Annotated in this window: 17 protein-coding genes and 1 tRNA gene; 5 read left to right on the forward strand and 13 right to left on the reverse strand. The window is 64.7% G+C overall.

The features are described 5' to 3' along the window. Positions 1 to 238 precede the first annotated feature (238 nt). The gene (locus tag QX051_RS04340) at positions 239 to 2,542 is read left to right on the forward strand and encodes a lytic transglycosylase domain-containing protein (protein ID WP_315775313.1); all 2,304 of its coding nucleotides are present in this window, start codon (positions 239 to 241) and stop codon (positions 2,540 to 2,542) included. Between the two features lie 101 nt (positions 2,543 to 2,643). Here QX051_RS04340 and QX051_RS04345 read toward each other — a convergent pair whose 3' ends face one another. Continuing rightward, on the reverse strand, positions 2,644 to 4,173 hold the full coding sequence (locus tag QX051_RS04345) for a porin (RefSeq protein ID WP_315740265.1): 1,530 nt from the start codon (positions 4,171 to 4,173) through the stop codon (positions 2,644 to 2,646). A gap of 667 nt (positions 4,174 to 4,840) precedes the next feature. Next, positions 4,841 to 6,370, reverse strand: a complete 1,530-nt coding sequence (locus QX051_RS04350) for a porin (protein ID WP_315740266.1) — start codon at positions 6,368 to 6,370, stop codon at positions 4,841 to 4,843. Between the two features lie 400 nt (positions 6,371 to 6,770). On the opposite strand from QX051_RS04350, the gene QX051_RS04355 reads away from it, so the two are divergent. After that, positions 6,771 to 7,292: a MarR family winged helix-turn-helix transcriptional regulator gene (locus QX051_RS04355; protein ID WP_315740267.1), complete on the forward strand. Its 522-nt coding sequence runs from the start codon at positions 6,771 to 6,773 to the stop codon at positions 7,290 to 7,292. Between the two features lie 65 nt (positions 7,293 to 7,357). On the opposite strand, the gene QX051_RS04360 is transcribed toward QX051_RS04355, so the two are convergent. Together QX051_RS04360 and QX051_RS04365 are read right to left on the reverse strand one after the other, a co-directional pair. Continuing rightward, positions 7,358 to 8,434 carry a hypothetical protein gene (locus tag QX051_RS04360; RefSeq protein WP_315775195.1) on the reverse strand — a complete coding sequence of 359 codons (1,077 nt, stop codon included), beginning with the start codon at positions 8,432 to 8,434 and terminating at the stop codon, positions 7,358 to 7,360. Between the two features lie 623 nt (positions 8,435 to 9,057). Then, a complete protein-coding gene (locus tag QX051_RS04365) occupies positions 9,058 to 10,587 on the reverse strand; it encodes a porin (protein ID WP_315740269.1) in 1,530 nt (509 codons plus the stop codon). A gap of 746 nt (positions 10,588 to 11,333) precedes the next feature. Between QX051_RS04365 and QX051_RS04370 the strand changes: the two genes are divergently transcribed. Next, positions 11,334 to 11,427, forward strand: a tRNA-Ser gene (locus QX051_RS04370). 132 nt (positions 11,428 to 11,559) lie between these two features. On the opposite strand, the gene QX051_RS04375 is transcribed toward QX051_RS04370, so the two are convergent. The 9 genes from QX051_RS04375 to QX051_RS04415 all read right to left on the reverse strand — a co-directional run bounded on the left by QX051_RS04375 (position 11,560) and on the right by QX051_RS04415 (position 19,793). After that, positions 11,560 to 11,913, reverse strand: coding sequence for a hypothetical protein (locus QX051_RS04375; protein ID WP_315775197.1), 354 nt, complete (start codon positions 11,911 to 11,913; stop codon positions 11,560 to 11,562). 196 nt (positions 11,914 to 12,109) lie between these two features. Next, the gene (locus tag QX051_RS04380) at positions 12,110 to 12,376 is read right to left on the reverse strand and encodes a hypothetical protein (protein WP_315740271.1); all 267 of its coding nucleotides are present in this window, start codon (positions 12,374 to 12,376) and stop codon (positions 12,110 to 12,112) included. Positions 12,377 to 13,774: 1,398 nt separating this feature from the next. Then, positions 13,775 to 15,253: an Asp-tRNA(Asn)/Glu-tRNA(Gln) amidotransferase subunit GatB gene (gene gatB, locus QX051_RS04385; protein WP_315775198.1), complete on the reverse strand. Its 1,479-nt coding sequence runs from the start codon at positions 15,251 to 15,253 to the stop codon at positions 13,775 to 13,777. Between the two features lie 5 nt (positions 15,254 to 15,258). Further along, positions 15,259 to 15,555: a hypothetical protein gene (locus tag QX051_RS04390; RefSeq protein WP_315740273.1), complete on the reverse strand. Its 297-nt coding sequence runs from the start codon at positions 15,553 to 15,555 to the stop codon at positions 15,259 to 15,261. Continuing rightward, a complete protein-coding gene (gatA, locus tag QX051_RS04395; protein WP_315758608.1) occupies positions 15,546 to 17,021 on the reverse strand; it encodes an Asp-tRNA(Asn)/Glu-tRNA(Gln) amidotransferase subunit GatA in 1,476 nt (491 codons plus the stop codon). Before gatA ends, QX051_RS04390 begins: the two co-directional genes overlap by 10 nt. Next, entirely contained in the window at positions 17,018 to 17,254 is a 237-nt protein-coding gene (locus tag QX051_RS04400) for a hypothetical protein (RefSeq protein WP_315775314.1), read from the reverse strand. Before QX051_RS04400 ends, gatA begins: the two co-directional genes overlap by 4 nt. 70 nt (positions 17,255 to 17,324) lie before the next feature. Next, the gene (gene gatC, locus QX051_RS04405; protein WP_315773127.1) at positions 17,325 to 17,612 is read right to left on the reverse strand and encodes an Asp-tRNA(Asn)/Glu-tRNA(Gln) amidotransferase subunit GatC; all 288 of its coding nucleotides are present in this window, start codon (positions 17,610 to 17,612) and stop codon (positions 17,325 to 17,327) included. Between the two features lie 108 nt (positions 17,613 to 17,720). After that, entirely contained in the window at positions 17,721 to 18,797 is a 1,077-nt protein-coding gene (locus QX051_RS04410; RefSeq protein ID WP_315775199.1) for a nitronate monooxygenase family protein, read from the reverse strand. Between the two features lie 9 nt (positions 18,798 to 18,806). Next, positions 18,807 to 19,793: a nitronate monooxygenase gene (locus tag QX051_RS04415; protein ID WP_315740278.1), complete on the reverse strand. Its 987-nt coding sequence runs from the start codon at positions 19,791 to 19,793 to the stop codon at positions 18,807 to 18,809. A gap of 104 nt (positions 19,794 to 19,897) precedes the next feature. Here QX051_RS04415 and QX051_RS04420 point away from each other — a divergent pair, with 104 nt between their 5' ends. Both QX051_RS04420 and QX051_RS04425 read left to right on the forward strand, forming a co-directional pair. Beyond that, positions 19,898 to 20,788: a LysR family transcriptional regulator gene (locus QX051_RS04420; RefSeq protein WP_315775200.1), complete on the forward strand. Its 891-nt coding sequence runs from the start codon at positions 19,898 to 19,900 to the stop codon at positions 20,786 to 20,788. A gap of 228 nt (positions 20,789 to 21,016) precedes the next feature. Continuing rightward, a complete protein-coding gene (locus QX051_RS04425; RefSeq protein ID WP_315740280.1) occupies positions 21,017 to 21,964 on the forward strand; it encodes a cyclase family protein in 948 nt (315 codons plus the stop codon). The last annotated feature ends 168 nt before the right edge of the window (positions 21,965 to 22,132 follow it).

Raw genomic sequence — 22,132 nt, forward strand, 5'->3', positions numbered from 1 at the left:
AATCGCATTGCCGAGGCCCGCGATCACCCTTCGCTGAAGCCCCACGGCCCGCACGCCGCCCTTCGGTCGTGATTTCGCCGCGGTGTTGGCGCAGGTTGCAGTCCTTCCCGGTATATTTAGGATTTGTTCACCTTTTCGATAGACCCATGTTGGTCAGGGGATCGAAGTCATCCGCCGCAAAAGGAACGCCGTGCCCTTTTCTGCCCGCGCCACTGCATTGCGATCGACCGCCCTGTCGATGTCACTCTCGGTGTCCTTGGCCGCCGGCCTGACACTCGGATGGGCTCTCGCCGGACATAGCGCTCTCGCCAAGGACCAGGCTGCTGGGTCCAAGGTTTCGGGATCCAAGGCTCCCGCGGCCAAGGTTCCGGTGCCGAAGGCGCGTCCGATCGCGCGCAGCGCGGTTCCGAAGACGAATACCCACGAGGCCGCCGGGACCAAGAGCGAGGTCGACGCGCGGGCCGAAGCGAAGGCCGAGGTCAAGAGCAGCCCCAAAGGCGCCGGCGAGACGCCGCGCGCGGCGCCGAGGGACATCACCCCCGGCGCGGCGGCTGCGAGCCTGCCGGCCCGCCAGCATGCCGCCCTGCCCGTCTCCCGCAAGCCTGTGGTGCCGGCTGCGATCGCCGCGACGTCCTCGACCTCGCAATCCGACAAGGAGGCGCTCGAAAACGTGATCGAGCTCGTCCGCAAGCGCAAGCCCAGCGATGCCACCGAGGTCGTGCAGGCGATCTCGGATCCCGTGGCGCGCAAGCTCGCGGAGTGGGTGATCCTGCGCAGCGACAACAACACTGCCAGCGTGGAGCGCTACCGCGCGTTCATCGCCGCCAACCCGTCCTGGCCGTCGCAGACCTTCCTGCGGCGCCGGCTCGAGGCCGCGTTGTGGGACGACAAGCGCGACGATGCCGTGGTGTGGTCCTGGTTCGAGAACGAATCGCCGCTGTCGGCCAAGGGCAAGTTCGCGCTGGCCCGGGTGATGCTCAATCGCGGCGACCGCGCCAATGCCGAGCGCCTGGTGCGCGATGCCTGGCGCAACGACGCGATGTCCGAGGAGACCGAGAACAACATCCTGGACCAGTACGGTGCCCTGTTGTCCGGCGGCGATCACAAGGCGCGGATGGACACGCTGCTGTATGGCAGCGAGCACGAGGCCGCCATGCGCGCTGCCCGGCGGCTTGGCTCAGGCCACGTGGCGCTGGCAAAAGCGAGAATCGCGACCTACCGCAAAGCCTCCAACAGCCAGAGCCTGCTCGAAGCCGTGCCGCGCGAACTCCACGGCGATGCAGGCTATATCTTCAGCCGCATCCAACTGCTGCGGCGCGACGAAAAATTCGCCGAGGCGGCGCAGCTGATGCTGAACGCGCCCAAGGATCCCGGCCGCCTGCACAATCTGGACGAATGGTGGATCGAGCGCCGACTGCTGGCGCGAAAGATGATCGACACCGGCGAATATCGCAGCGCCTATCTGATCGCGCGGGATGCGGCGCTGCCGAACCGCGACATCTACAAGACCGAGCAGGAATTCACCGCCGGCTGGATCGCACTGCGTTTCCTCAACGATCCGACCACCGCGACCCAGCACTTTGCGCGCATCGGCGTCGGCAGCGTCAATCCGACCACCCTGGCGCGGGCCGGCTATTGGCAGGGCCGCGCGGCAGAAGCGATGGGGCGCATGCAGGAGGCGCGCGCGGCCTATACGTCGGCCGCCGAGCAGTCCACGAGCTATTACGGACAGCTGGCGCGCGCGAAGCTCGGCCTGCCGCAGCTCGGCCTCAATGCGGCGCCGAGCGGCCGTGGACGCGGCGTCGAGCGGCTCGAGGTGGTGCGCGCGGTGCAGCTGCTCTACGAGCTCGACGAGGGCGAGGTCGCGATCCCGATCTTCGCTGACATGGGCGACAATGGCGACCCCGACGTGCTGGTCGGACTCGCGGAAATCGCCGCGCGAAACAGCGATGCGCGAGCGATGCTGCTGGTCGGCAAGGCCGCACTCAATCGCGGGCTGCCGTTCGACCATTACGCCTATCCGGTCACGGGCATTCCTGCGTTCCGCTCGCTGGGACCGGAGGTCGAGCCGAGCGTGGTCTTCTCGATCGCGCGCCAGGAGAGCGCCTTCAACCAAGCCGTGGTCTCGCCGGCACAGGCCTATGGGCTGATGCAGGTCACGCCGGATGCGGGTCGCTACGTCTGCAAGCGCGCGGGCGTCAGCTTCGATCTGAACCGGATGAAGACCGACCCGGTCTACAACGCGCAGCTCGGCGCCGCCGAGCTCGGCGGCCTGCTCGAGGACTATCGCGGCTCGTACATCATGACCTTCGCGGCCTACAATGCCGGCCGCGGCAGCGTCAGAAAATGGGTCGAGCGCTATGGCGATCCGCGCGATCCCAAGGTCGATGCCGTCGACTGGGTCGAACTGATCCCCTTCTCGGAGACCCGCAACTACGTGCAGCGGGTGATGGAGAACCTGCAGGTCTATCGCGCCCGCTTCGGCGGCGGCTCGCGGCTGCAGATCGAGGCCGATCTGCGCCGCGGCGCTGTGGTGGAGTAGCGAGTAGCGAGTAGCGAGTAGCGAGTAGCGAGTAGCGAAGCCTGGGCTCCGCTCCGTCGTCAACCGCTATTCTCTACTCCCTATTCGCCATTCGCCCGCACTTACCAGTTGCGCTGGGCACGCACCAGCAGCGAGACCGAGTCCTGGTCCTTCAACTGGTAGGTCGTGGCCGGCTTGGCAACGGCCGCGACCGCCGGTGCGTTCACCACGCCGGTGAACTTCTGGTCCAGCCTGGTCCAAGCGACGTCAGCAGAGAAGGTCAGATTCTTGACCGGCGTCCAGCGCGTGATCACACCCACCGTCGAAATGTTGAAGTCGGGGTTGCAATTCGCAGGCGTGATGCCGAGAGCGACCATGCCTGCACCGTTGCAGATCAGTCCCTTCGCGGTGTTGTTGTATCTGACACCGCTCCAGGAGCCGTAGACCGCCGTATTCCAGAACGGATCCCAGTTGTGGGTGAAGGCCCCGCGGAAGCCGTAGGTGGTGGTCAACTGCTGCTGCGTATTCGCCCCGAACACCGAATCTGACACGCCCGCGAAGCCCAGGCTCTGGAAAGCGCCGGCCATGTTGCTGCCGCCATACATCGCGTAGTTGATCGGCGCGAGGCTCTGGAAATTGTAGCGGCTGGCGCCGTTGGTGTAGACGCCCTGCAGATTGATGGTGTCGCCGGCGCCGGTCGGGATGTTCTTGATCGACAGGGCGAGCTGACCCGCATAGCCCCATTTGTCGGCCGGGTGGCCGGTCGTCTCGTTGGCACCGAAGAAGGCGGCGTGATTGTCATGCGCCGCGAACGACGCCTGGAACAGACCCCAGGCCTGATCGACGCGCACCATGCCGACGATGTCGGGCGCGACGTTGCCGCCGAAATTCGACGTGCCATAGCTGCCGGTGAGCACGCCGGCGGCCGTCTGTCCCGCCGTATTCCAGATCTGCGACTGCGAATACTGCGTCGCATCCTGGGCCGAGATCGCGGCCGTAATGCCCGAGCCGAAGTCGGCGGTGTAGGTGAACTGGTTGACGCCGGTGATGGTGCCGCCGCCGCCGGTCAAACCGTCGAAATTGTTGCCGGGATAGTTGGCCCAGGGCGCGTCAAACTGCGACACGGCCTTGCCCATCGTGAATCCGGCAAACTGGATGAAGGCGTAGAAGACACCGAGCCCGCCTTGCGCGATGTTGCCATCGGCCTGGGCTCCAGGCGCGCCCGCCGTCGAATAGGCAGTCGCGCCCGTGGGCGAGCCGGTCCCCGCGTAGCTGCCCCCGGTCCACTGGAAGACACCATCGAAGAAGGTGCGCACGACGCCATATTCGGTCGCGGTGCGGGTGTCGATGTTGAGGTCGGCACGCGAACGCGTCGTGTAGTAGTTGCTGAGACGATTTCGCCCGCCGGCGACGCCGTTCACGGCATTCTGGAAGATCGTATTCGTACCGAAGCCTGCTTCGGCACGCAGAAAGCCGCCCAGCTTGATGCAGGTGTCGGTGCCCGGAATGTAGAAGAATCCCGCTCCGTACATGGAGCAGACCCTCACATACTCGACCGCTTTGGCCTTGATCGGAAGGTCGGCGGCCTGAGCCCCACCCATGGCGAGCAACGCCGCCCCTGAGCCCAGAACAAGGCTCCTCACAGTCTTCATACTAACCTCCAAATTGCTCAGTTCAGACCGGCCCGGCTCGACATCGAACGACCGCCCCCACGGTCAGCCCGTCTCCAGCTGCACCACAGTGCTCGCGCATAGCGTTGCAGTCGGAACGATCGAGAGGCGGACTTGGTGCTTTATCGGACCATTCTCGTGACCGGCCGGATCACGCATGTGGCGCGGCCGCGGCACGGCGCACGGCTGCCAAATCTCCAAGAGTAATGTGTCGGGGAAGACTTTCGCCGCCGAATGCATGTCGCGGTCGTGGCGGAAATGCAGCAGGACGGGCGCCGAGAAGGGCGGCGAGCGCGAGTCTCCCAGTTCTCCGGCCTGACCATCGCGGCACCCGCCCTCGCCTGCCCGAGGTCACGCAGGCCAAGCTTGGCTCAAACGTGCGGTCGAACCGAACGAACCCGGCGACCGCCTCTCACGGATGTTTGAGCCGGCTGGCCACGAGTCGGTCGCGAAATTCCATCCAGATCACATTGCGTCGCGTGGCCGCGCGGTGTGGTTCTCGGGCGGGTCTGCAGCATGTTTGTCAGCGACGGAGCGGAGCGGCGAGGAATGCGGGTCTCGGCGCTGGAGCACGAGCTTGGCCAGGCAAAGAAAAACCCCCGGCAGTTGCCTGCCGGGGGCTGGTCAAACCGTCATGAGACGGTCTGGATCACCAGTTGCGCTGAGCGCGGAGCAGCAGCACAGCCGACTGCTGATCCTTGATCTCGTACACAGCGGCCGGCTTCGCGACGGCAGCAACCGCCGGCGAGGTCACCGAACCAGAGTGCTTCTGGTCGAGCCAGGAGTAGGCGAAGTCGGCCGAGAAGGTCAGGTTCTTGACCGGGGTCCAGCGCGTGATCAGGCCGATGGTGGCCAGATCGAAGTCCGGATTACAGGTCGAACCCGCGTTGAAGGCCGCGACAACGCCGGGGCTGGTGCAGATCAGGCCCTTGGCAGTGCCGTTGTAACGGACGGCAGCCCAAGACCCGTAGATCGCAGTGTTCCAGGCCGGGTTCCAGTTGTGCGTATAAGCACCACGGATACCGTAGGTCGTGGTCAGCTGCTGCTCACCGCCGGTCGTGAAGACCGAGTCGCCCACGCCCGCAAAGCCGATGCTCTGATAGGCGCCAGCCAGACCCGTGCTGCCGTACATCGAGTAGTTGTTCGGCATCAGGCTCTGGATGTTGTAGCGGCTCGCACCATTGGTGTAGACGCCCTGCACGTTGATCGTGTCACCAGGTCCGGTCGGGATGTTCTTGATCGACAGGGCCAGCTGAGCCGCCCAACCCCACTTGTCGGCCGGGTGGCCGGAGGTCTCGGACGCGCCGTAGTAAGCGACATGGTTGTCATGCGCCGCGAACGACGCCTGGAACAGACCCCAGGCCTGGTCGACGCGGACCATACCGACGAAGTCCGGAGCAACGTTGCCGCCGTAGGCGCTGGTGCCGTAAGCACCACCGATCACGCCAGCCGCCGTCGAACCAGCCACGTTCCAGAGGTTGTTCTGGTAGTAGGCAGTCGCATCCTGGGCCGAAACCGTGGCCGTGATGCCGGAGCCGAAGTCAGCGGTGTAGCTCAGCTGATTGACGCCGGTGACCGTGCCGCCGCCGCCAGCGAGACCGTCGAAGTTGTTGCCCGGATAGTTGGTCCAGGGCGTGTCGAACTGCGACACGGCCTTACCCATCGTGAAGCCGGCGAACTGGATGAAGGCATAGTACACGCCGAGCGAGCCCTGCGCGATGTTGCCGTCGGCCTGAGCGCCAGGCGCACCCGCCGTCGAGTAGGCGGTCGCACCGGTGGCCGAACCCGTGCCGGCATAGCCGCCCGAGGTCCAGCTGAAGGTCAGGTCGGCGAAGGTGCGGACCACGCCGTATTCGGTCGCCGTGCGGGTGTCGATGTTCAGATCTTCACGAGCACGAGAGGTGTAGTAGTTGCTGAGGCGGTTGTGTGCGCCGCCCTGGCCGCTGAACGTTCCGTTGAAGATGCTGTTGCTGCCGGCGACCACTTCGGCGCGCAGGTAGCCACCCAGCTTGATACAGGTGTCGGTGCCGGGGATGTAGTAGAAGCCCGCACCATACAGGGAGCAAACCTTCACATACTCGACCGCTTTGGCCTTGATCGGAAGGTCGGCCGCCTGAGCCGCGGACATGGCGAGCAGAGCTGCCGCCGAGCCGAGGACAAGGCTCTTAACCGTCTTCATTTAAACCTCCAAGTTGCTCTTTTGAGAAAGAACCGGACCAAGATCCCCCAGGACGATCCGCTTCCTCCGCTCCCGAAAAACCGCTTCAGCCGCTTCGCGCCATCGGACACACCCGCATCACGCGAGGGACTTAAGCGAACCACCTGTCACGGGACGATCGAGTAACCCCCCACCGTCGCCAGGAACTATGCCTTCGCTCATTCGGTAAGCAAAATAGTTTATGCAGTCAGGTAATTGAATGAAGCCGAAATGTGTCTTAAGGGCAACACAATGGCAGCTTGTTGTGCAGCGCACGGGGGACGACGGATGTCCTCCTAGATAAGTGATTTTGTTGCGGATTTTTTTTCTTTAGGGTCAAGCTTCGTACCGGAACTCCTGAGCAATGGCGCCCTTGAAGAACATGTCTGCCGCACCTGTGGAAGCGGACGCGCAACCGAAGACTGCCGAACATCTGCCGAAGAATCGCGACGCCATTCTTCGCTTCGCCAGGGAGATCTCCACGATCAACGTCCATCTGGAGGAGCTGAGGTACTTCTGGGCCAAGAGAATCGGCATCAGTGGCCCCCAATGGATGATCCTGATGGCGATCTCCGAACTGGATCAAGGCGAGGGAGTTGCCGTGAATGCGGCGGCCAAGCGGCTGCACGTCGACCCCTCCTTCGTCACGACGCAGTCGAAGCTGCTCGAGAAGAAGGGCTTCATGGAACGCAAGCCCGCCCCCAACGATGCGCGCGTGGTCCGGATGTCGCTCACCGCCAAGACATCGGAGCAGTTCGCCGAGCTGGAGGCTCAGCAAGCGCAGATCTTCGGCTTCATCTTCGAGGAATTCGACGCTCGTGAGCTCGCGACCTTCACGGACAAGCTGGCTGGCCTCAAGGACCGTTTCGAAAAGGCCAGCGCGCGACTCACGATGGGGCTCTGAGGCCCCCCGAGGCGGTCACGGCCCGACCGCCTCTTACAGGCAGCGAGCGCAGACATGCGGTCGCGTCAACCTGGAGGCCGCGGAGACCCCGCCAGACGCTTGGCGATCCAGTCGAAGACGAAGGCATCGGCTTCGAGCCAATCGGCGCCCGCGCTGGAGACGATCTTCAGAGTGATGTCCGGGTGCTCGCGCTTGATCTGCGCGATCAGCCGGGTTGCGATGTCGGCTCGAAGCCAGCCGCGCTCCGGCACCGTCACCAGCAGCGGACACATGATCTGCCGCGCCGCCAGCCCATCGGTCGCGATCGACAGCCTGCCCCGCTCGCCCGCACCGGGTCGGCGCGACAGGAAGACGCGCTCGTGAATGTCCCACAAGCCGGCGTCGCAGACCGCCGCAGCATAACGCGGATCGAGTGCGATGCCGCGCGCGACGAAGGACGAGCTCCAGTCGTCGGCCAGGATCGCGATCCGGCCTTCGTCCACGTCATCACGGGACGTCACGTAGTCCGTCACGCTCGCGATGGCTGATTCGAGATCGCGACGGCCGACGATCTCCTCGAAACGGCAGTCCGGTCCGCTGCCCAGCAGATCGACCACCAGCAACGCCAAGCCGCGCTGCTCCGCATGGGCTGCAAGCTTGAACAGGGACGTTTCCTTGCGACGGCCGGGCTCACCGATGCAGATGACGGTGGGCGCCCTGCCTGCCTCGCAGCGCGCCGGCAGGAAATAGGCTTCGAGCGAATAGTCCGCGCGCCAGGGAATCGTGACGACCTCTCCTTGCGGATCGGCGCAGCGCAGGAATTCGCGCGCACATTCGCGCATGCGGGACAGCACGACGGCCTGGCGGGAGCGTGAGCTGCTGAACGGACAGGCCGCAGCCTCATAACAATCGACCGCGCGCGACCATTTGCGCAACGCCAGCTGGGGACGGCCGCTGCTCACAGCGTCGGCGGCGGCAGCCTTCATTGCATCCGCGCATTGCATCCACTCGCGATACCAGGACTCGTCGTCGCTGGCGTCGATCCGCTGCGCAACCGCCAGACATTCCGCAAGCTCGGCCCGGCCCTCCGGCCGCGCCTCCAGCAACCGCGTGATGGCGCCCGCCAGATCGTCTTGCTCGGACCACGGACGCAGCACTCCCACAGAGCCTTCCGAACTCATCTTGGACTGATTCCTCGCTGGCGTGACGGTGTGGCCCCGTCATCTGGCGGTCATCGTGACCACCCGGGATTTCCCGGTCAAGCCGATGCGCAAGGAATTTTGCTCCGACCTTTGGTCTACGATGGATGCTTTGCGCTGACGCGCAGCGGTTGCACCGGTACGTTGCAACCGATAGCCAACCTCAGGAACCGGGCGACGAGGAGATCCTGAAATGAAGAAACCTCCGGCGGGGCATCGCCAGAGGTTTCGTGGAGTCTAACATCATATGATCGTCGAACTTGGATCGGCAGTGTCCTCTTGAGGAGGGATCGCTATCAGCGCGTGACAAAATTAGCTTATCAACTCATCTGTTTTCAACACCAATTTAAAAAAGATACCGACAGACTGTCAAGTCACTGAAAAGAAAGTGATTTTCGATCAACGAGGCGTTCGGAATCCTCCTCATTACCTCAGCCGCCGATTTTGATTTGTCTCAGTTGCCGATCTTGCATCGATCTTCGAGCGAGCCTGACTCGGGTGCTGGGCCGGAATGCGCTGCCACAAACAGCAAAAACCCCCGGCAGTTTCATGCCGGGGGCTCTTGAATCCCGATCAGACGATCAGGATCAGAAGTTGCGCTGAGCGCGGAGCAGCAAGGACACCGAGTTCTGGTCCTTGAGCTGGTAGGTCGCCGCCGGCTTGGAAACCGTGGCCGAACCCGGGTACGCGATGTTGCCCGAGTACTTCTGGTCCAGGTTGGTCCAGGCCACGTCGGCCGAGAAGGTCAGGTTCTTGACCGGGGTCCAACGGGTGATCAAGCCGAGCGAGGAGATGTTGAAGTCGGGGTTGCAGGTGAAGCCTGCGCCCGCGATCGCACCCATCGCCGCGCTGCCGCAGATCAGGCCCTTGGCAGTGTTGTTGTAGCTCACGGCAGCCCACGAACCGTAGATCGCCGAGTTCCAGGTCGGGCTCCAGTTGTGGGTGTAAGCACCACGGAAGCCGTAGGTCGTGGTCAGCTGCTGCTCACCGCCGGTCACGAAGACCGAGTCGCTGACGCCAGCGAAGCCGAGCGTGCCGTAGACACCAGCCGTGCTGCTGCCGCCGTACATCGCGTAGGTGGTCGGCACCAGGCTCTGAGCGTTGTAACGGCTCGCACCGTTGGTGTAGACGCCCTGGATGTTGATGGTGTCGCCGGGGCCGGTCGGGATGTTCTTGATCGACAAGGCCAGCTGAGCCGCCCAGCCCCACTTGTCAGCCGGGTGACCGGTGAGCTCGGTGGCGCCGTAGTAGCCGGTGTGGTTGTCATGCGCCGCGAACGACGCCTGGAACAGACCCCAGGCCTGGTCGACGCGGACCATGCCGACGATGTCCGGAGCAACGTTGCCGCCGAACGAGTTGGTGCCGTAGGAGCCGCCAACGATGCTGGCTGCAGTGATGCCCGACACGTTCCACAGGTTCGTCGTGTAGTACTGGGTCGCGTCCTGCGCCGAGATCGCCGCCGTGATGCCCGAGCCGAAGTCGGCGGTGTAGCTGAACTGGTTGACACCGGTCACGGTGCCGCCGCCGCCCCACAGGCCGTCGAAGTTGTTGCCCGGGTAGTTGGTCCAGGGCGCGTCGAACTGCGACACGGCCTTACCCATGGTGAAGCCAGCGAACTGGATGAAGGCGTAGTACACGCCCAGGCCACCCTGCGCGATGTTGCCGTCGGCCTGTGCGCCAGGAGCGCCGGCCGTCGAGTAGGCGGTTGCGCCGGTCGCCGAACCCGAGCCGGCGTAGGTGCCGCTGGTCCAGGTGAACGTCAGATCGGCATAGGTACGAACCACGCCGTACTCGGTCGCGGTGCGCGTGTCGATGTTGAGGTCCTGACGAGCGCGGCTGTAGTAGTAGTTGCTGTGGCGGTTGTTGCCACCGGAGACGCCGTTCACAGCGTTGTTGTACTGGCCGTTGCTGGCGAACGAGGTCTCGGCGCGGACGTAGCCGCCGAGCTTGATGCAGGTGTCGGTGCCGGGGATGTAGTAGAAACCAGCGCCGTAAAGCGAGCAGACCTTCACATACTCGACCGCCTTGGCCTTGATCGGAAGGTCAGCTGCCTGAGCCCCGGACATGGCGACGAGAGCGGCCGCCGAGCCCAGGACAAGGCTCTTGATCGTGTTCATAATGTTAAACCTCCAAGTTGCTCAGTCAGGGAAGGTTCCGCCTCCGCTGGGTGAGAGACACCCTTGGGGTTGGTACCGTTATCCCTCTTCGACCCGTCGCTCAGCCGCTTCGCGCTATGGGACACACCCGCATGAACGCGAGGGACTTGAGCGAACGACCTAAACGGGACGACGTCGGGATGCCCCCCTTCGTCGTGCGAGCAGAATTACCGAAGGCCTTTGCACACGCAACAAAGGAACCATCATTGCGGCGCCCAGGCGGCGCCTTTTCGGACTGGTGTTGCACAAAAGGCACGCGACCGTGGTTCTGCGGGAACACCTAACTTGCTGTTTATGTTATCGTTTTGTCACAACGCAATTTTGGGTGTTCAGGGCCGCGAGCACTCGCCCGCCAGGAACCCGCCCCAAGTCAGGCACCGGGGCCACGAATCCAGCTAAGGCGCTGAACGAGAATCGGACCGGAGGACGATGCCCTCTGCGCCCCTGCCACCGGCCCGTCGTTCCAGGCGCCCCTCTATATTGGTGACGCTCTATATCAGGGACCATCGAGAGGGCCTGCGCCGCCCGGCGACTTCCATGCCGTGCCGCGTCCGATCAAACGGCAGGCTCAGCTCGGATCGATCGCCAACGGTGGAGATCACCGTCCGGGGCCGATCCGGCGAAGACGCAGCCCTGTGAGGATTTCGAAACCGCACGCAATCTGCCGCTTGCGGCTCAGCGCGGCGTCGGGCATACCGACCCTCGCTGGAGACGTGGCCGAGTGGCTGAAGGCGGCGGTTTGCTAAACCGTTATAGGGTTGTAAAGCCCTATCGAGGGTTCGAATCCCTCCGTCTCCGCCAGCCGCCCGTCGGCGCGGCCAGCAGCCCCCTACCCCTGATCATCCGCATCAAAGCCGAGCCGTTCACGCACCTGCCGGATCGTAACGGACCGTGGCCGCCGTGATCACGGTTGCCGCGCGATCACGCGCGGGTTCAATCGAACAGACCACGGATGAGGTTGATCACGAAGGCGGCGGGCACGCCGATGACGGTGCCGACGAAGCCATAGCCCAGCGCAGCCCACCATGACGCCGCGCCTCCTGCTCCCATCACGGCACCGTAGATGGCGCCGAGGCCCGCACAGAGCACGGTCACCACGACGAGGCGGCGGTCGTTGTGGGCCTCCACCCGCAGACGCTTCAACTCGCGCCGGCTCTGCACCGCAGGCCCGGCCGGCTCGGTCGATCCGCAATGCGGGCACGCCACTGCGCTGAAGGAGACGCCGCTGCCGCAGTCATGGCAGTCGATCAGCTCTTGCCGCCGCGCCTGTCGCCGTGCCTGGCCCATGCCATCAATCCCACCTGCCTGCGTCACATCGGACGACAGATAGGAGATTCATAGGCGCGCGACGAGGCCCGCTTCCCACGAGAATGAACGATCGAGCGCGGGTCACCCCAGCGCTCCCGGTTCGCGGCCGGCGAACTGGCTCGTGCGGCATGGTTCGCACCGAAAGCGAGATCCGCCAAGTCGCGGCCTAGCTCGCTCAGTGCGCAGTCATCCAGGCGCGCGCCTCGCGCTGCGCGGTCGCGATCTCGGCATCCGACATCTGCTCGGCGACCTCGCGGCGCATTGCCACGGCGTCGACGCGCCCCCTGAGGGCGGCGAGATTGAACCATTTGTGCGCGGCGATCAGATCGACCGCACCGTCGCGACCGCTCGCATAGAGCATGCCGAGCTCGAACAGGACATCGCCGCTGGCGCCCTGCTCCGCGGTGGTCACATCATCAAAATTGAGTTGTCCCTGAAACATCGTCGCTCTCCTTCGCCCGAGGAGGCGGCCGGTCACCCGAGCACGCCCCCGTCCAACTGTTCAACGCCTGGTTATCCCCATGCCGTCTCGCGGCTTATGCGCGAAGGATGACCGATCAAGTTTGAAAGGCAGTTTAAACATCGTGCTGAACGAGCCCTGAACGCGGAACCCCGCATTTTCCCGGGACGGCTTCAATACATTGATTCGAAATGGATTCTTCAACTCGGCAAAGAGCGGTTTACCGTTCTGTTTGGCAAACCCCTAACCATCCGCGAAAGCGCTTCACCGCTCCGGGGCGGAGCGCACCACACAGGCGGTCAACAGCCGCACTGGGACCGGACACGTCTCGACACAGGGTGCGGGAGATTGCGTAGCGCACTGCAGCACGAGTACGCGTGCACCGAGTTTCTAATAAGGTCGTTCGTCTATGGGAGACTGGAAGGCACGCAGTCGCCGGAGGCGCGGTGCTCAAGGATCGAGGGCGTCGGCGAACACGTCAGGATCAGATCCCACTCTGGCTGATAGCCGCTCGTGAGATTGCAGACCGGAAACGCGATCTGCACCGAACGAAGAAATCCTGTTTCTTCTGCCGGACCGCACCGCGAGCGAAGCCGCTCTCGAGTTCGATCCGACCGTTGACCTGATGTCTCGCCGACACCCTCTATCGTCTGTTGGAGCTTCAGGAGATCTACCCGGCTCGCGAGGAGCTATGCCGACCTGCGTTCCAACGACGTGCCGGCATCAGCTGCCGGACTCATCTCGCAAGGACTGCGAGAGTTACTTCTTCTTGGCGACCTTCTTGGTCTTCTTGGCAGTCTTCTTCGCCGCGGTCTTCGCGACCTTCTTCACTGCCTTCTTCGCCTTCTTCGCTTTCTTGGCCATGTTGCCCTCCGATGTGAGATGGCTTAGTCGATGCGTGCACTCGGGAATCGAGCTGCACTCCTCATCGATACACCAACGAGTGAAAAAAAACAGCTTCCGGCTTAAGGAAGTGTTGACAGGCGCGCGCGCACGCGGCTGACGCAACGCGCGAAGCAGTGCGAGGTTCGACATCGCAAACGCGCACGCGGCTGCGCGCGACGCCAAGCGCGCTACTGATAGACATTGCAGGAAAAGCCTACGCTGCAAGCATTTTCTGAACTGCTACATGACAGCGCGAAAGCGGCGGCGTGCACATCGCAAGGCGCGGACTCGCACGATGAAGGCGGCGCGCGGACTCTGAGTCGTAAATTTTGGCAACGAAAAAATTTTCATTGCACACGCCCTCGTGTGCGTTCGAACGCTCGGCAATGGTGGCTTTTTTGCGAATCGCGCGCAGCGATTCGCGAAGTCGTCGGGTCAAACAAAACGGCGCGCACCGTGTGCGCGCCGCTGGAACGAAGACGAGCGATCGCCGTTTCAGATGCCGAGCTTGCTCTTCAGGATGTCGTTGACCGCCTGCGGATTGGCCTTGCCGCCCGACGACTTCATCACCTGACCGACGAACCAGCCGGCCAGCTGCGGCTTCGCTTTCGCCTGCGCCACCTTGTCCGGATTGGCGGCGATGATCTCGTCGACCACCTTCTCGATCGCGCCGAGGTCGGTCACCTGCTTCATGCCGCGGCTCTCGACCAGCTCGCGCGGCTCGCCGCCCTCGCTCCAGACGATCTCGAACAGGTCCTTGGCGATCTTGCCGGAGATGGTGCCCTCGCCGATCAGCGCGACGATCGCGGCGAGCTGAGAAGCCGACACCGGCGAGGACGCGATGTCGCGGCCTTCCTTGTTGAGCCGGCCGAACAGCTCGTTGATCACCCAGTTGGCGGCGAGCTTGCCGTCGCGCGCCCGGTCGGACAGCGCCTCCAGCACGCTCTCATAGAACGCCGCGCTCTCGCGCTCGGCCACCAGCACCGAGGCGTCATAGGGCGAGAGGCCGACATCGGCGATGAAGCGCGCCTTCTTCTGATCCGGCAGCTCCGGCAGTGCCGCCTTCAGCTCGTCGACGAAGGCCTGGCTGAACTCGAGCGGCAACAGGTCCGGGTCCGGGAAGTAACGGTAGTCGTGCGCCTCCTCCTTGGACCGCATCGAGCGCGTCTCGCCCTTGTCGGGATCGAACCTCCGGGTTTCCTGCTCGATCGCGCCGCCGTCCTCGATGATCTCGATCTGGCGCCGCGCCTCGGCCTCGACCGCCTGGCCGATGAAATTGATCGAGTTGATGTTCTTGATCTCGCAGCGGGTGCCGAGCGGGCCGCCCGGCTTGCGCACGGAGACGTTGACGTCGGCGCGCAGGCTTCCCTTCTCCATGTCGCCGTCGCAGGTGCCGAGATAGCGCAGGATCGAGCGCAGCTTGCTCACATAGGCCTTGGCCTGCTCGGCATCGCGGATGTCCGGCTTGGAGACGATCTCCATCAGCGCCACGCCGCAGCGGTTGAAGTCGATATAGGACAGCGACGGCGACTGGTCGTGCAGCATCTTCCCGGGATCCTGCTCGAGGTGCAGGCGCTCGATGCCGATCGTGGCGGTCTTGCCGCCGTCGAGCTCGACCGCGACCTCGCCCTCGCCCACAATCGGGTCCTTGTACTGGCTGATCTGATAGCCCTGCGGCAGGTCGGGGTAGAAATAGTTCTTGCGGTCGAACACCGAGCGCAGGTTGATCTTGGCATTGAGCCCGAGCCCGGTGCGCACGGCCTGCCGCACGCACTCCTCGTTGATGACCGGCAGCATGCCCGGCATCGCCACGTCGACCAGCGAGACGTGGCTGTTGGGATCGCCGCCGAACGCGGTCGAGGCGCCCGAGAACAGCTTCGACTTCGAGGTGACCTGGGCATGGATCTCCATGCCGATCACGACCTCCCAGTCGCCGGTGGCGCCCTTCATCAGCTTGCCGCTGGTTGCCGTCATGGCCCTCAACTCCCCATCAGCGCGGAGACGATCCGCTCAAATTCGATATCCAATGCATCCTTGGCGACGGGCTGCCCGGCCTGCCGATACCAGTAGGCGGCATTGCCGAGATCGCCTTCGACGCGATGCAGATGCGCGTGCACCCAGGCCGCGTCGCGGCCGGTCTCGTCCTGAATGATCTTGTGCGAGCGGTCCCAGTCGCCCTTCGCCAGCCACCACAGGCCGGTCAGCACGGGCGACAGTCCGGCCGCGGGCGCGTCGCCCGCGAGGCTCGTCTTGAAATCGGCGACGCTTACCACCACCGGACCGGCGTGAAGCGTCCCGCCGCCTGCTCGATGACCTCGCCGAGCGAGAACAGCGTCTCCTCGTCGAACGGACGGCCGATCAGTTGCAGCCCGAGCGGCAGCCCCTGACTGTCCTTGCCGGCGGGCACGGCGATGCCTGGCAGTCCCGCCATGTTCACGGTCACCGTGAAGATGTCGTTGAGATACATCTCGATCGGGTCGGCGCCGCCCTTCTCGCCGATGCCGAAGGCGGCCGACGGTGTCGCCGGGGTCAGGATGGCGTTGACGCCCTTGGCGAAGCAGTCCTCGAAATCCTTCTTGATGAGGGTGCGGACCTTCTGCGCGCGCAGATAATAGGCGTCGTAATAGCCGGCCGACAGCACATAGGTTCCGATCATGACGCGGCGGCGGACCTCGGCGCCAAACCCTTCGGCCCTGGTGTTCTCGTACATCTCGCCGATGGACTTCCCCGGCACGCGCAGGCCATAGCGGACGCCGTCGTAGCGCGCGAGGTTAGAGGACGCCTCGGCCGGCGCCACGATGTAATAGGCCGGCAGCGCGTATTTCGTGTGCGGCAGCGACACCTCGACCAGCTCGGCACCGGCCGCCTTCAGCCACGCCGCGCCCTCGCTCCAGAGCTTCTCGATCTCGGCCGGCATGCCGTCCAGCCGGTACTCCCTGGGAATGCCGATCTTCATGCCCTTCACCGACCTGCCGATCGCCGCTTCGTAGTCCGGCACGGGGATGTCGACCGAGGTCGTATCCTTCGGATCGTGGCCGGCCATCGAGCGCAGCAGGATCGCCGCATCCCGGGTCGTGCGCGCGATCGGCCCGGCCTGGTCGAGCGACGAGGCAAAGGCGACGATGCCCCAGCGCGAGCAGCGGCCATAGGTCGGCTTGATGCCGACGGTGGCGGTGAACGCCGCCGGCTGGCGGATCGAGCCACCGGTGTCGGTTGCGGTCGCGCCCATGCAGAGCAGCGCGGCCACCGCCGAAGCCGAGCCGCCGGACGAGCCGCCCGGCACCAAGGTGGTGTTGGAGCCCTCGCGGCGCCACGGGTTGCCGACCGGGCCGAAGCACGAGGTCTCGTTCGACGAGCCCATGGCGAACTCGTCATTGTTGAGCTTGCCGAGCATGACCGCGCCGTCGCGCCAGAGCTGCGAGGTCACGGTCGACTCGTAAGGCGGCACGAAATTGCCGAGGATCTTCGAGCACGCCGTGGTGCGGACGTCCTTGGTGGCGAACAGATCCTTGATCCCCAGCGGAATGCCGGCCAGCGGCCCGCCTTCGCCCTTATTGATCCTGGCGTCGGCGTCGCGCGCCATGGCGCGCGCCTGATCCGGCGTCTCCATCACGAAGGCGTTGAGGGCGCGCGCGTCCTCAATGGCCTTGAGATGAGCGTCGGTCAGCTCGAGCGACGTGAAGGTCTTGCTCGCGAGGCCCTTGCGGGCCTCGGCGAGCGTCAGCGAAGTCAAATCGGTCATTTGTTGATCGGGCTGCAGAAGAAAGGAGAAAGCGTCTTGTCGTCGGCCGGGTCGTCCGCGAAGAACTTGTTCTTCGCAGGGGCGGCTTTCTTGGTATTGGCGGCCGCTTCGAGCTGGTCGAGAATCTCGTTCACGGCCTTGTCCGGATCGGCGGCCTTGCCCTGCCGCTCCATCGCGTCAAGATAGTCCATATAGGCCTTGTAGGCCGCTTCATCGTCGCAGAGCAGGCACATGGCGTTGGCTCGCTTGTCGGTTACGGCTCGGGTCGATCGCGCCGGAGCAGCGACCAATCCAACCCCTTGGCTATTCCACGACCTTCGGCACGAGGAAGAAGTGGTTCTCGGTCGCCGGCGCGTTCTTGACGATGTCGTCGGCGATCTCGCCGTCATTGACGACGTCCTGACGCTTCTTCATCGCCATCGGCGTCACCGAGGTCATTGGCTCGACGCCCTCGACATTGACCTCCGACAGCTGCTCGACGAAATCCAGCATCGCATTGAGCTCGCCCTGCAGATGCGGGACCTCGGCGTCAGTGACAGCGATCCGCGCCAATTGCGCGATCCGGCGGACGGTGGCGGCATCGACCGACATTATATAGGGCCTCACGGGACAAGGTGAACCCGCCCTATAGCAGAGCCCGCTTTCGCGCCGCAACCGGCAGCCGTTGGACTTTCCTGGGGCAACATCCCGCCCGAGGTGTCAGCCCGCCATGCTCCGCAGCCGCGCCAGAGCCTGTTCGGCCAGGCTCCGCGTCAGCTCGGCGGCCGGCACCTCGCACCCCAACGGCAGCGCCTGGCCGGCCCAAAGATTGGTGAAATCCACCCTGCCCTGCTTCTCTGCCGCGGCCTTGAGCGGACCGAGCGCGGTCGCGGCATGCGGAAACGCCGGCGCATCCGGCGAGATCGGCCCGACCTCGCGCATCACCCGGTTGGCGACGCCGCGGGCGAGCCGGCCGGTCATCACGTTGGTGATGACGGTGGATTCGTCATCGGCGGCGGCAAGCGCGGCGCGGGCCATGACGCTGACCTTGGACTCGGGGCAGCGCAGGAAAGCGCTGCCGATCTGCACGCCGGATGCACCGAGCGCAAACGCCGCGGCGATGCCGCGCGCATCGGCGATGCCGCCGGCTGCAATCACCGGCAGCTTCACCGCATCCACGATCTGCGGCACCAGCGCAAACGTGCCGACCTGCTCGGCGAGCTTGTCGGTCAGGAACATGCCGCGATGGCCGCCGGCCTCCGCACCTTGCGCAATGATGACGTCGGCGCCGTTCCGCTCCAGCCATACCGCCTCGCGCACCACGGTCGCGGACGCCATCACGACCGCGCCGGTCGCCTTCACGCGCGCGAGCAGCCCGGGCTCAGGCAGGCCGAAATGGAAGCTGACGATCTCCGGCTTCAGCTCCTCGACGGCAAGGCACATCGCTTCATCGAACGGCGCGCGATTGGCCGCCTGGACCTCCGCATCGGGATCGATGCCGTACTCGCGGTAGTAGGAGGCCAGCCGCCGCCTCCAGCCGGCCTCGCTGATCGCATCGGCCTCGACCGCGGTGTGGCAGAAGAAATTCACGTTGATCGGCGCGGCAATGCGCTGGCGGAAGATGTTGACCTGCTCGCGCATCTTGTCGGCAGAGATCATCGCACACGCCAGCGACCCCAACCCGCCGCCTTCGGCCACAGCGATCGCAAGCTCGGCGTCGGCCACGCCCGCCATCGGGGCGAGCACGATCGGATGGTCGGTCTTGACGAGATCAGCGAAATGGCGATCGGGCCACATGGTCTGCTCCTATTGCTCGGCTGAGACGGCGGATGAATTGCGCCGTCCCTGAAGAATGTGCTCGGCCTCGCTGACGATGCGCGCGACGATCTCGCCGGCCGGTGGGATATCATGGATCAGACCGACCGCCTCGCCGGCGATGACCGCTGCAATGTCGAAATTGCCGTTGGCGCGTGCCTTCATATAGTCGGCCGAGACGGTCTCGACCTGCTGCAGCAGATCGACCTCGCGCCCCATCCAGCGGCGCGCATGATCGTTGACCAGGCAGCGGCCGGTGAACGGCGCTGGCCAGACATTGTTGCGCGACAGATCAAAGATGATGCCGCGCACGGTCTCGCCGGATTTTGCCGCGCAGATCCGCCGCTTGGCCTCGTCGGCGCCGGCAGCCTCCCGGCTGGCATAAAAGCGCGTGCCGAGCAGCACGCCCTCCGCCCCCAGCATCAGCATCGCCGCAAGGCCGCGGCCATCGGCGAGACCGCCCGCAGCCACCACAGGCAAGCGGCCGGCCGCGAGGTCGACGATCGCCGGCACGAGATCGAGCGTGGTCCGCGACGCGCCATGACCACCCGCCTCGGTTCCTTGCGCGATCAGGATGTCAGCCCCGGCCGCAATCGCCTGCTCCGCCATCACCTCACTCTGCACCTGGCAGATCAGCAGCGCACCGGCACACTTGATATCAGGCGCAAAGCGCGCGGGATCGCCGAACGACAGCATGATCGCCGCAGGCCGCGCGGCGAGCGCGATGTCGAGCAGATCGGGCTGCTTGGCCAGCGACCAGGTGATGAAGCCGATGCCGAACGGCGCGCGCAGGCCTTCGAGCTCCGCAATTTCATGCGCGAGCCACGTCCGATTGCCGTAGCCGCCGCCCAGAATGCCAAAGCCGCCGGCGCCGCTGACCGAGCGCACCAGCCGCGCATCGGCAATCCCATCCATCGGCGCCAGCAGGATCGGATGGCTGATGCCGAGCCCTTCTGTCAGCGCCGTCCGTAGCGGCATCACAGTCTCCTCATCTCTGGACGGCGAGTTTAGGCGCGGCTAACATTCTCTTAAAATGAATACTTGAGAACTCTGCCATCGCAGATTCAAAACGGAGATTGGCCGTGGAGCTGAGCGACCTCCAGACTTTCGCGGCTGTTGCGCGCACCGGCGGCATCACGCGCGCGGCGGAAGCCCTCAACACGGTGCAGTCCAACGTGACCCAGCGGATCAAGGCGCTGGAGGCCGAGGTCGGCACCGCATTGTTCGAGCGGCACAGCCGCGGCATGACCCTGACCAATGCCGGACTGCGCCTGCTGCCTTATGCCGACCGGATGGCGGCGCTGTCGCGCGAAGCGCTGCTCGCGGCGCGCGACGACGGCGATCCCAAGGGACCGCTGATGATCGGCTCGATGGAAACGACCGCCGCCGTGCGGCTGCCGACGCTGCTCGCGGATTTTCATCGACGCTTCCCGGCGGTCGCCCTCGGCCTGCGCACGGCGCCAACTGCCGAGCTGGTGGCCGCAGTGCTCGACGGGACGCTCGAGGGTGCCTTCGTGGCCGGCCCGATCGACCATCCCGATCTCTCGGGCATCATCGCCTTCGAGGAAGAGCTGGTGCTGGTGACGGCCCGGCGCTTCGAAAGCCTGCCGGCTCTGCGTGCGGCGACAACGGCGTCCGGTCCGACGGCGCTGGTGTTCAGGGCCGGCTGCACCTACCGGCAGCGGCTGGAGCAGGTCTTCAACGATTTCGGCTGGCCCGCGGCAGCGCGCATCGAGCTCGGCACGCTCGACGGCATGATCGGCTGTGTCACCGCCGGCATGGGCGTCGCGCTGTTGCCACGCGCCGTATTGACGCGCAACGAGATGATCGGCAGCGTCAGCCTGCACACGCTCGATGCAGTTCATGCCAAGGTCGAAACACTGTTCATCCATCGCCGCGCGGCGCATCGCAGCAGCGCGCTCTCGGCCTTCATGGCCGGCCTCGCCGGCCGGGATCACGACATCGCGGCTTGAGCGGATTCACCCGGAGATTGTACTGAACGTTGCCGGCGAGCGTCACATTCCATTGCGCGAAATGACGTTCTCGACCGTGAAACGCGGCCATTTCGACCGATGCGACTTTCGGGCGCTGTGCAGCGCACGCGCGCGAAAATAATTTTGTCGCGCCATCCTCTACTACGTTAGGATGTGGCGCTGGCCAGCGCGAAACACAACAAACGTCAACATGTCGGAGGAAATGCGATGCGCAACGCGTTCGTGTTGTGCTGCTCGATTGCCATGATGGGTGCGATCGGGACGGCCAATGCCCAGGACAAGACCCCGGATTGGACGAAATCGAAATGGGGCCCACAGGACGAGATCGGCGCGGCCAACTACATCACGCCGGAGCTCGTGGTCAAAGCCGCCTCGCTGGTGAAGACCGGCAAGACCTACCCGCTCGGCATGATCGTCGATTCCAAGACGCCGGCCTATCCGCCGCGTTCGTTCAAGATCACCGTGGTGCAGCCGGGCCAGGCCGGAATTCCCGGCCTCGGCCCGAACAAGGCGACCTACAATGACGACATCGTCGAAGGCTGGGTCGGCGTCGGCAGCCAGATCGACGGGCTCGGCCATCTCGGCATCGAGCACGTCTATTACAACGGCAACAAGCTGCTCGACTTCGCCGATCCGACCGGCCTGAAGAAGCTCGGCATCGAGAAGGTGCCGCCATTGGTGGCGCGCGGCGTGCTGCTCGACATGGCCGCCTATTACAACACCGACGTGGTCAAGGAAGGCACGGCGTTCAACGTCAAGGAGATCGAGGAAGCTGCCAAGAAGCAGGGCGTCGAGATCCGCCAGGGCGACATCGTGATCTTCCACACCGGCTGGCTTGGTTTGATCGGCAAGGACGACAAGCGTTACGGCGCCGGCGAGCCCGGTCTCGGCGTCGAAGGCGCCAAATACCTGACCTCGAAGGGTGTGGTCGCAGTCGGCGCCGACAACTGGGCGGTGGAGGCGATCCCGTTCGAGTCGTCGAACCTGTTCGAGGTGCACCAGATCCTGCTCGCCATGAACGGGACCTACATCCTGGAGAACATGGACACGGCGGAACTGGCCAAGGACAAGGGCTACGAGTTCCTGTTTGTGCTCGGCCAGCCACGCTGGCGCGGCGGCGTCCAGGGCATGATCAACCCGATCGCGATCCGTTAAGCTCCGCCGATCTCCTCGTGAGGGCATCCCGGGAGCGCCGCGTCCTCACGAGGAGTCGGGAATCGTCCTGCGAAAGCAAGCCTTGGACAAGGAGCCCGCCGCAGGCGCGCCTGAAGCTGGCCGACAGAGACCAGGGATCGGGGGGCAGTCGATCAAGCCGCCCCTATC

Source organism: Bradyrhizobium sp. SZCCHNR1053 (genome assembly GCF_032381235.1).
Lineage (GTDB): Bacteria > Pseudomonadota > Alphaproteobacteria > Rhizobiales > Xanthobacteraceae > Bradyrhizobium.

What these genes read in the sequence shown, in the direction of transcription:
- QX051_RS04350 (WP_315740266.1), bottom strand. Translation starts at nt 6,370, where the DNA reads ATGAAGACGGTTAAGAGCCTTGTCCTCGGCTCGGCGGCAGCTCTGCTC.
- QX051_RS04400 (WP_315775314.1), bottom strand. Translation starts at nt 17,254, where the DNA reads ATGTGCCTGCTCTGCGACGATGAAGCGGCCTACAAGGCCTATATGGAC.
- QX051_RS04355 (WP_315740267.1), top strand. Translation starts at nt 6,771, where the DNA reads ATGTCTGCCGCACCTGTGGAAGCGGACGCGCAACCGAAGACTGCCGAA.
- QX051_RS04415 (WP_315740278.1), bottom strand. Translation starts at nt 19,793, where the DNA reads ATGCCGCTACGGACGGCGCTGACAGAAGGGCTCGGCATCAGCCATCCG.
- QX051_RS04380 (WP_315740271.1), bottom strand. Translation starts at nt 12,376, where the DNA reads ATGTTTCAGGGACAACTCAATTTTGATGATGTGACCACCGCGGAGCAG.
- QX051_RS04410 (WP_315775199.1), bottom strand. Translation starts at nt 18,797, where the DNA reads ATGTGGCCCGATCGCCATTTCGCTGATCTCGTCAAGACCGACCATCCG.
- gatA (WP_315758608.1), bottom strand. Translation starts at nt 17,021, where the DNA reads ATGACCGATTTGACTTCGCTGACGCTCGCCGAGGCCCGCAAGGGCCTC.
- QX051_RS04365 (WP_315740269.1), bottom strand. Translation starts at nt 10,587, where the DNA reads ATGAACACGATCAAGAGCCTTGTCCTGGGCTCGGCGGCCGCTCTCGTC.
- QX051_RS04375 (WP_315775197.1), bottom strand. Translation starts at nt 11,913, where the DNA reads ATGGGCCAGGCACGGCGACAGGCGCGGCGGCAAGAGCTGATCGACTGC.
- QX051_RS04425 (WP_315740280.1), top strand. Translation starts at nt 21,017, where the DNA reads ATGCGCAACGCGTTCGTGTTGTGCTGCTCGATTGCCATGATGGGTGCG.
- QX051_RS04340 (WP_315775313.1), top strand. Translation starts at nt 239, where the DNA reads ATGTCACTCTCGGTGTCCTTGGCCGCCGGCCTGACACTCGGATGGGCT.
- QX051_RS04345 (WP_315740265.1), bottom strand. Translation starts at nt 4,173, where the DNA reads ATGAAGACTGTGAGGAGCCTTGTTCTGGGCTCAGGGGCGGCGTTGCTC.
- gatC (WP_315773127.1), bottom strand. Translation starts at nt 17,612, where the DNA reads ATGTCGGTCGATGCCGCCACCGTCCGCCGGATCGCGCAATTGGCGCGG.
- gatB (WP_315775198.1), bottom strand. Translation starts at nt 15,253, where the DNA reads ATGACGGCAACCAGCGGCAAGCTGATGAAGGGCGCCACCGGCGACTGG.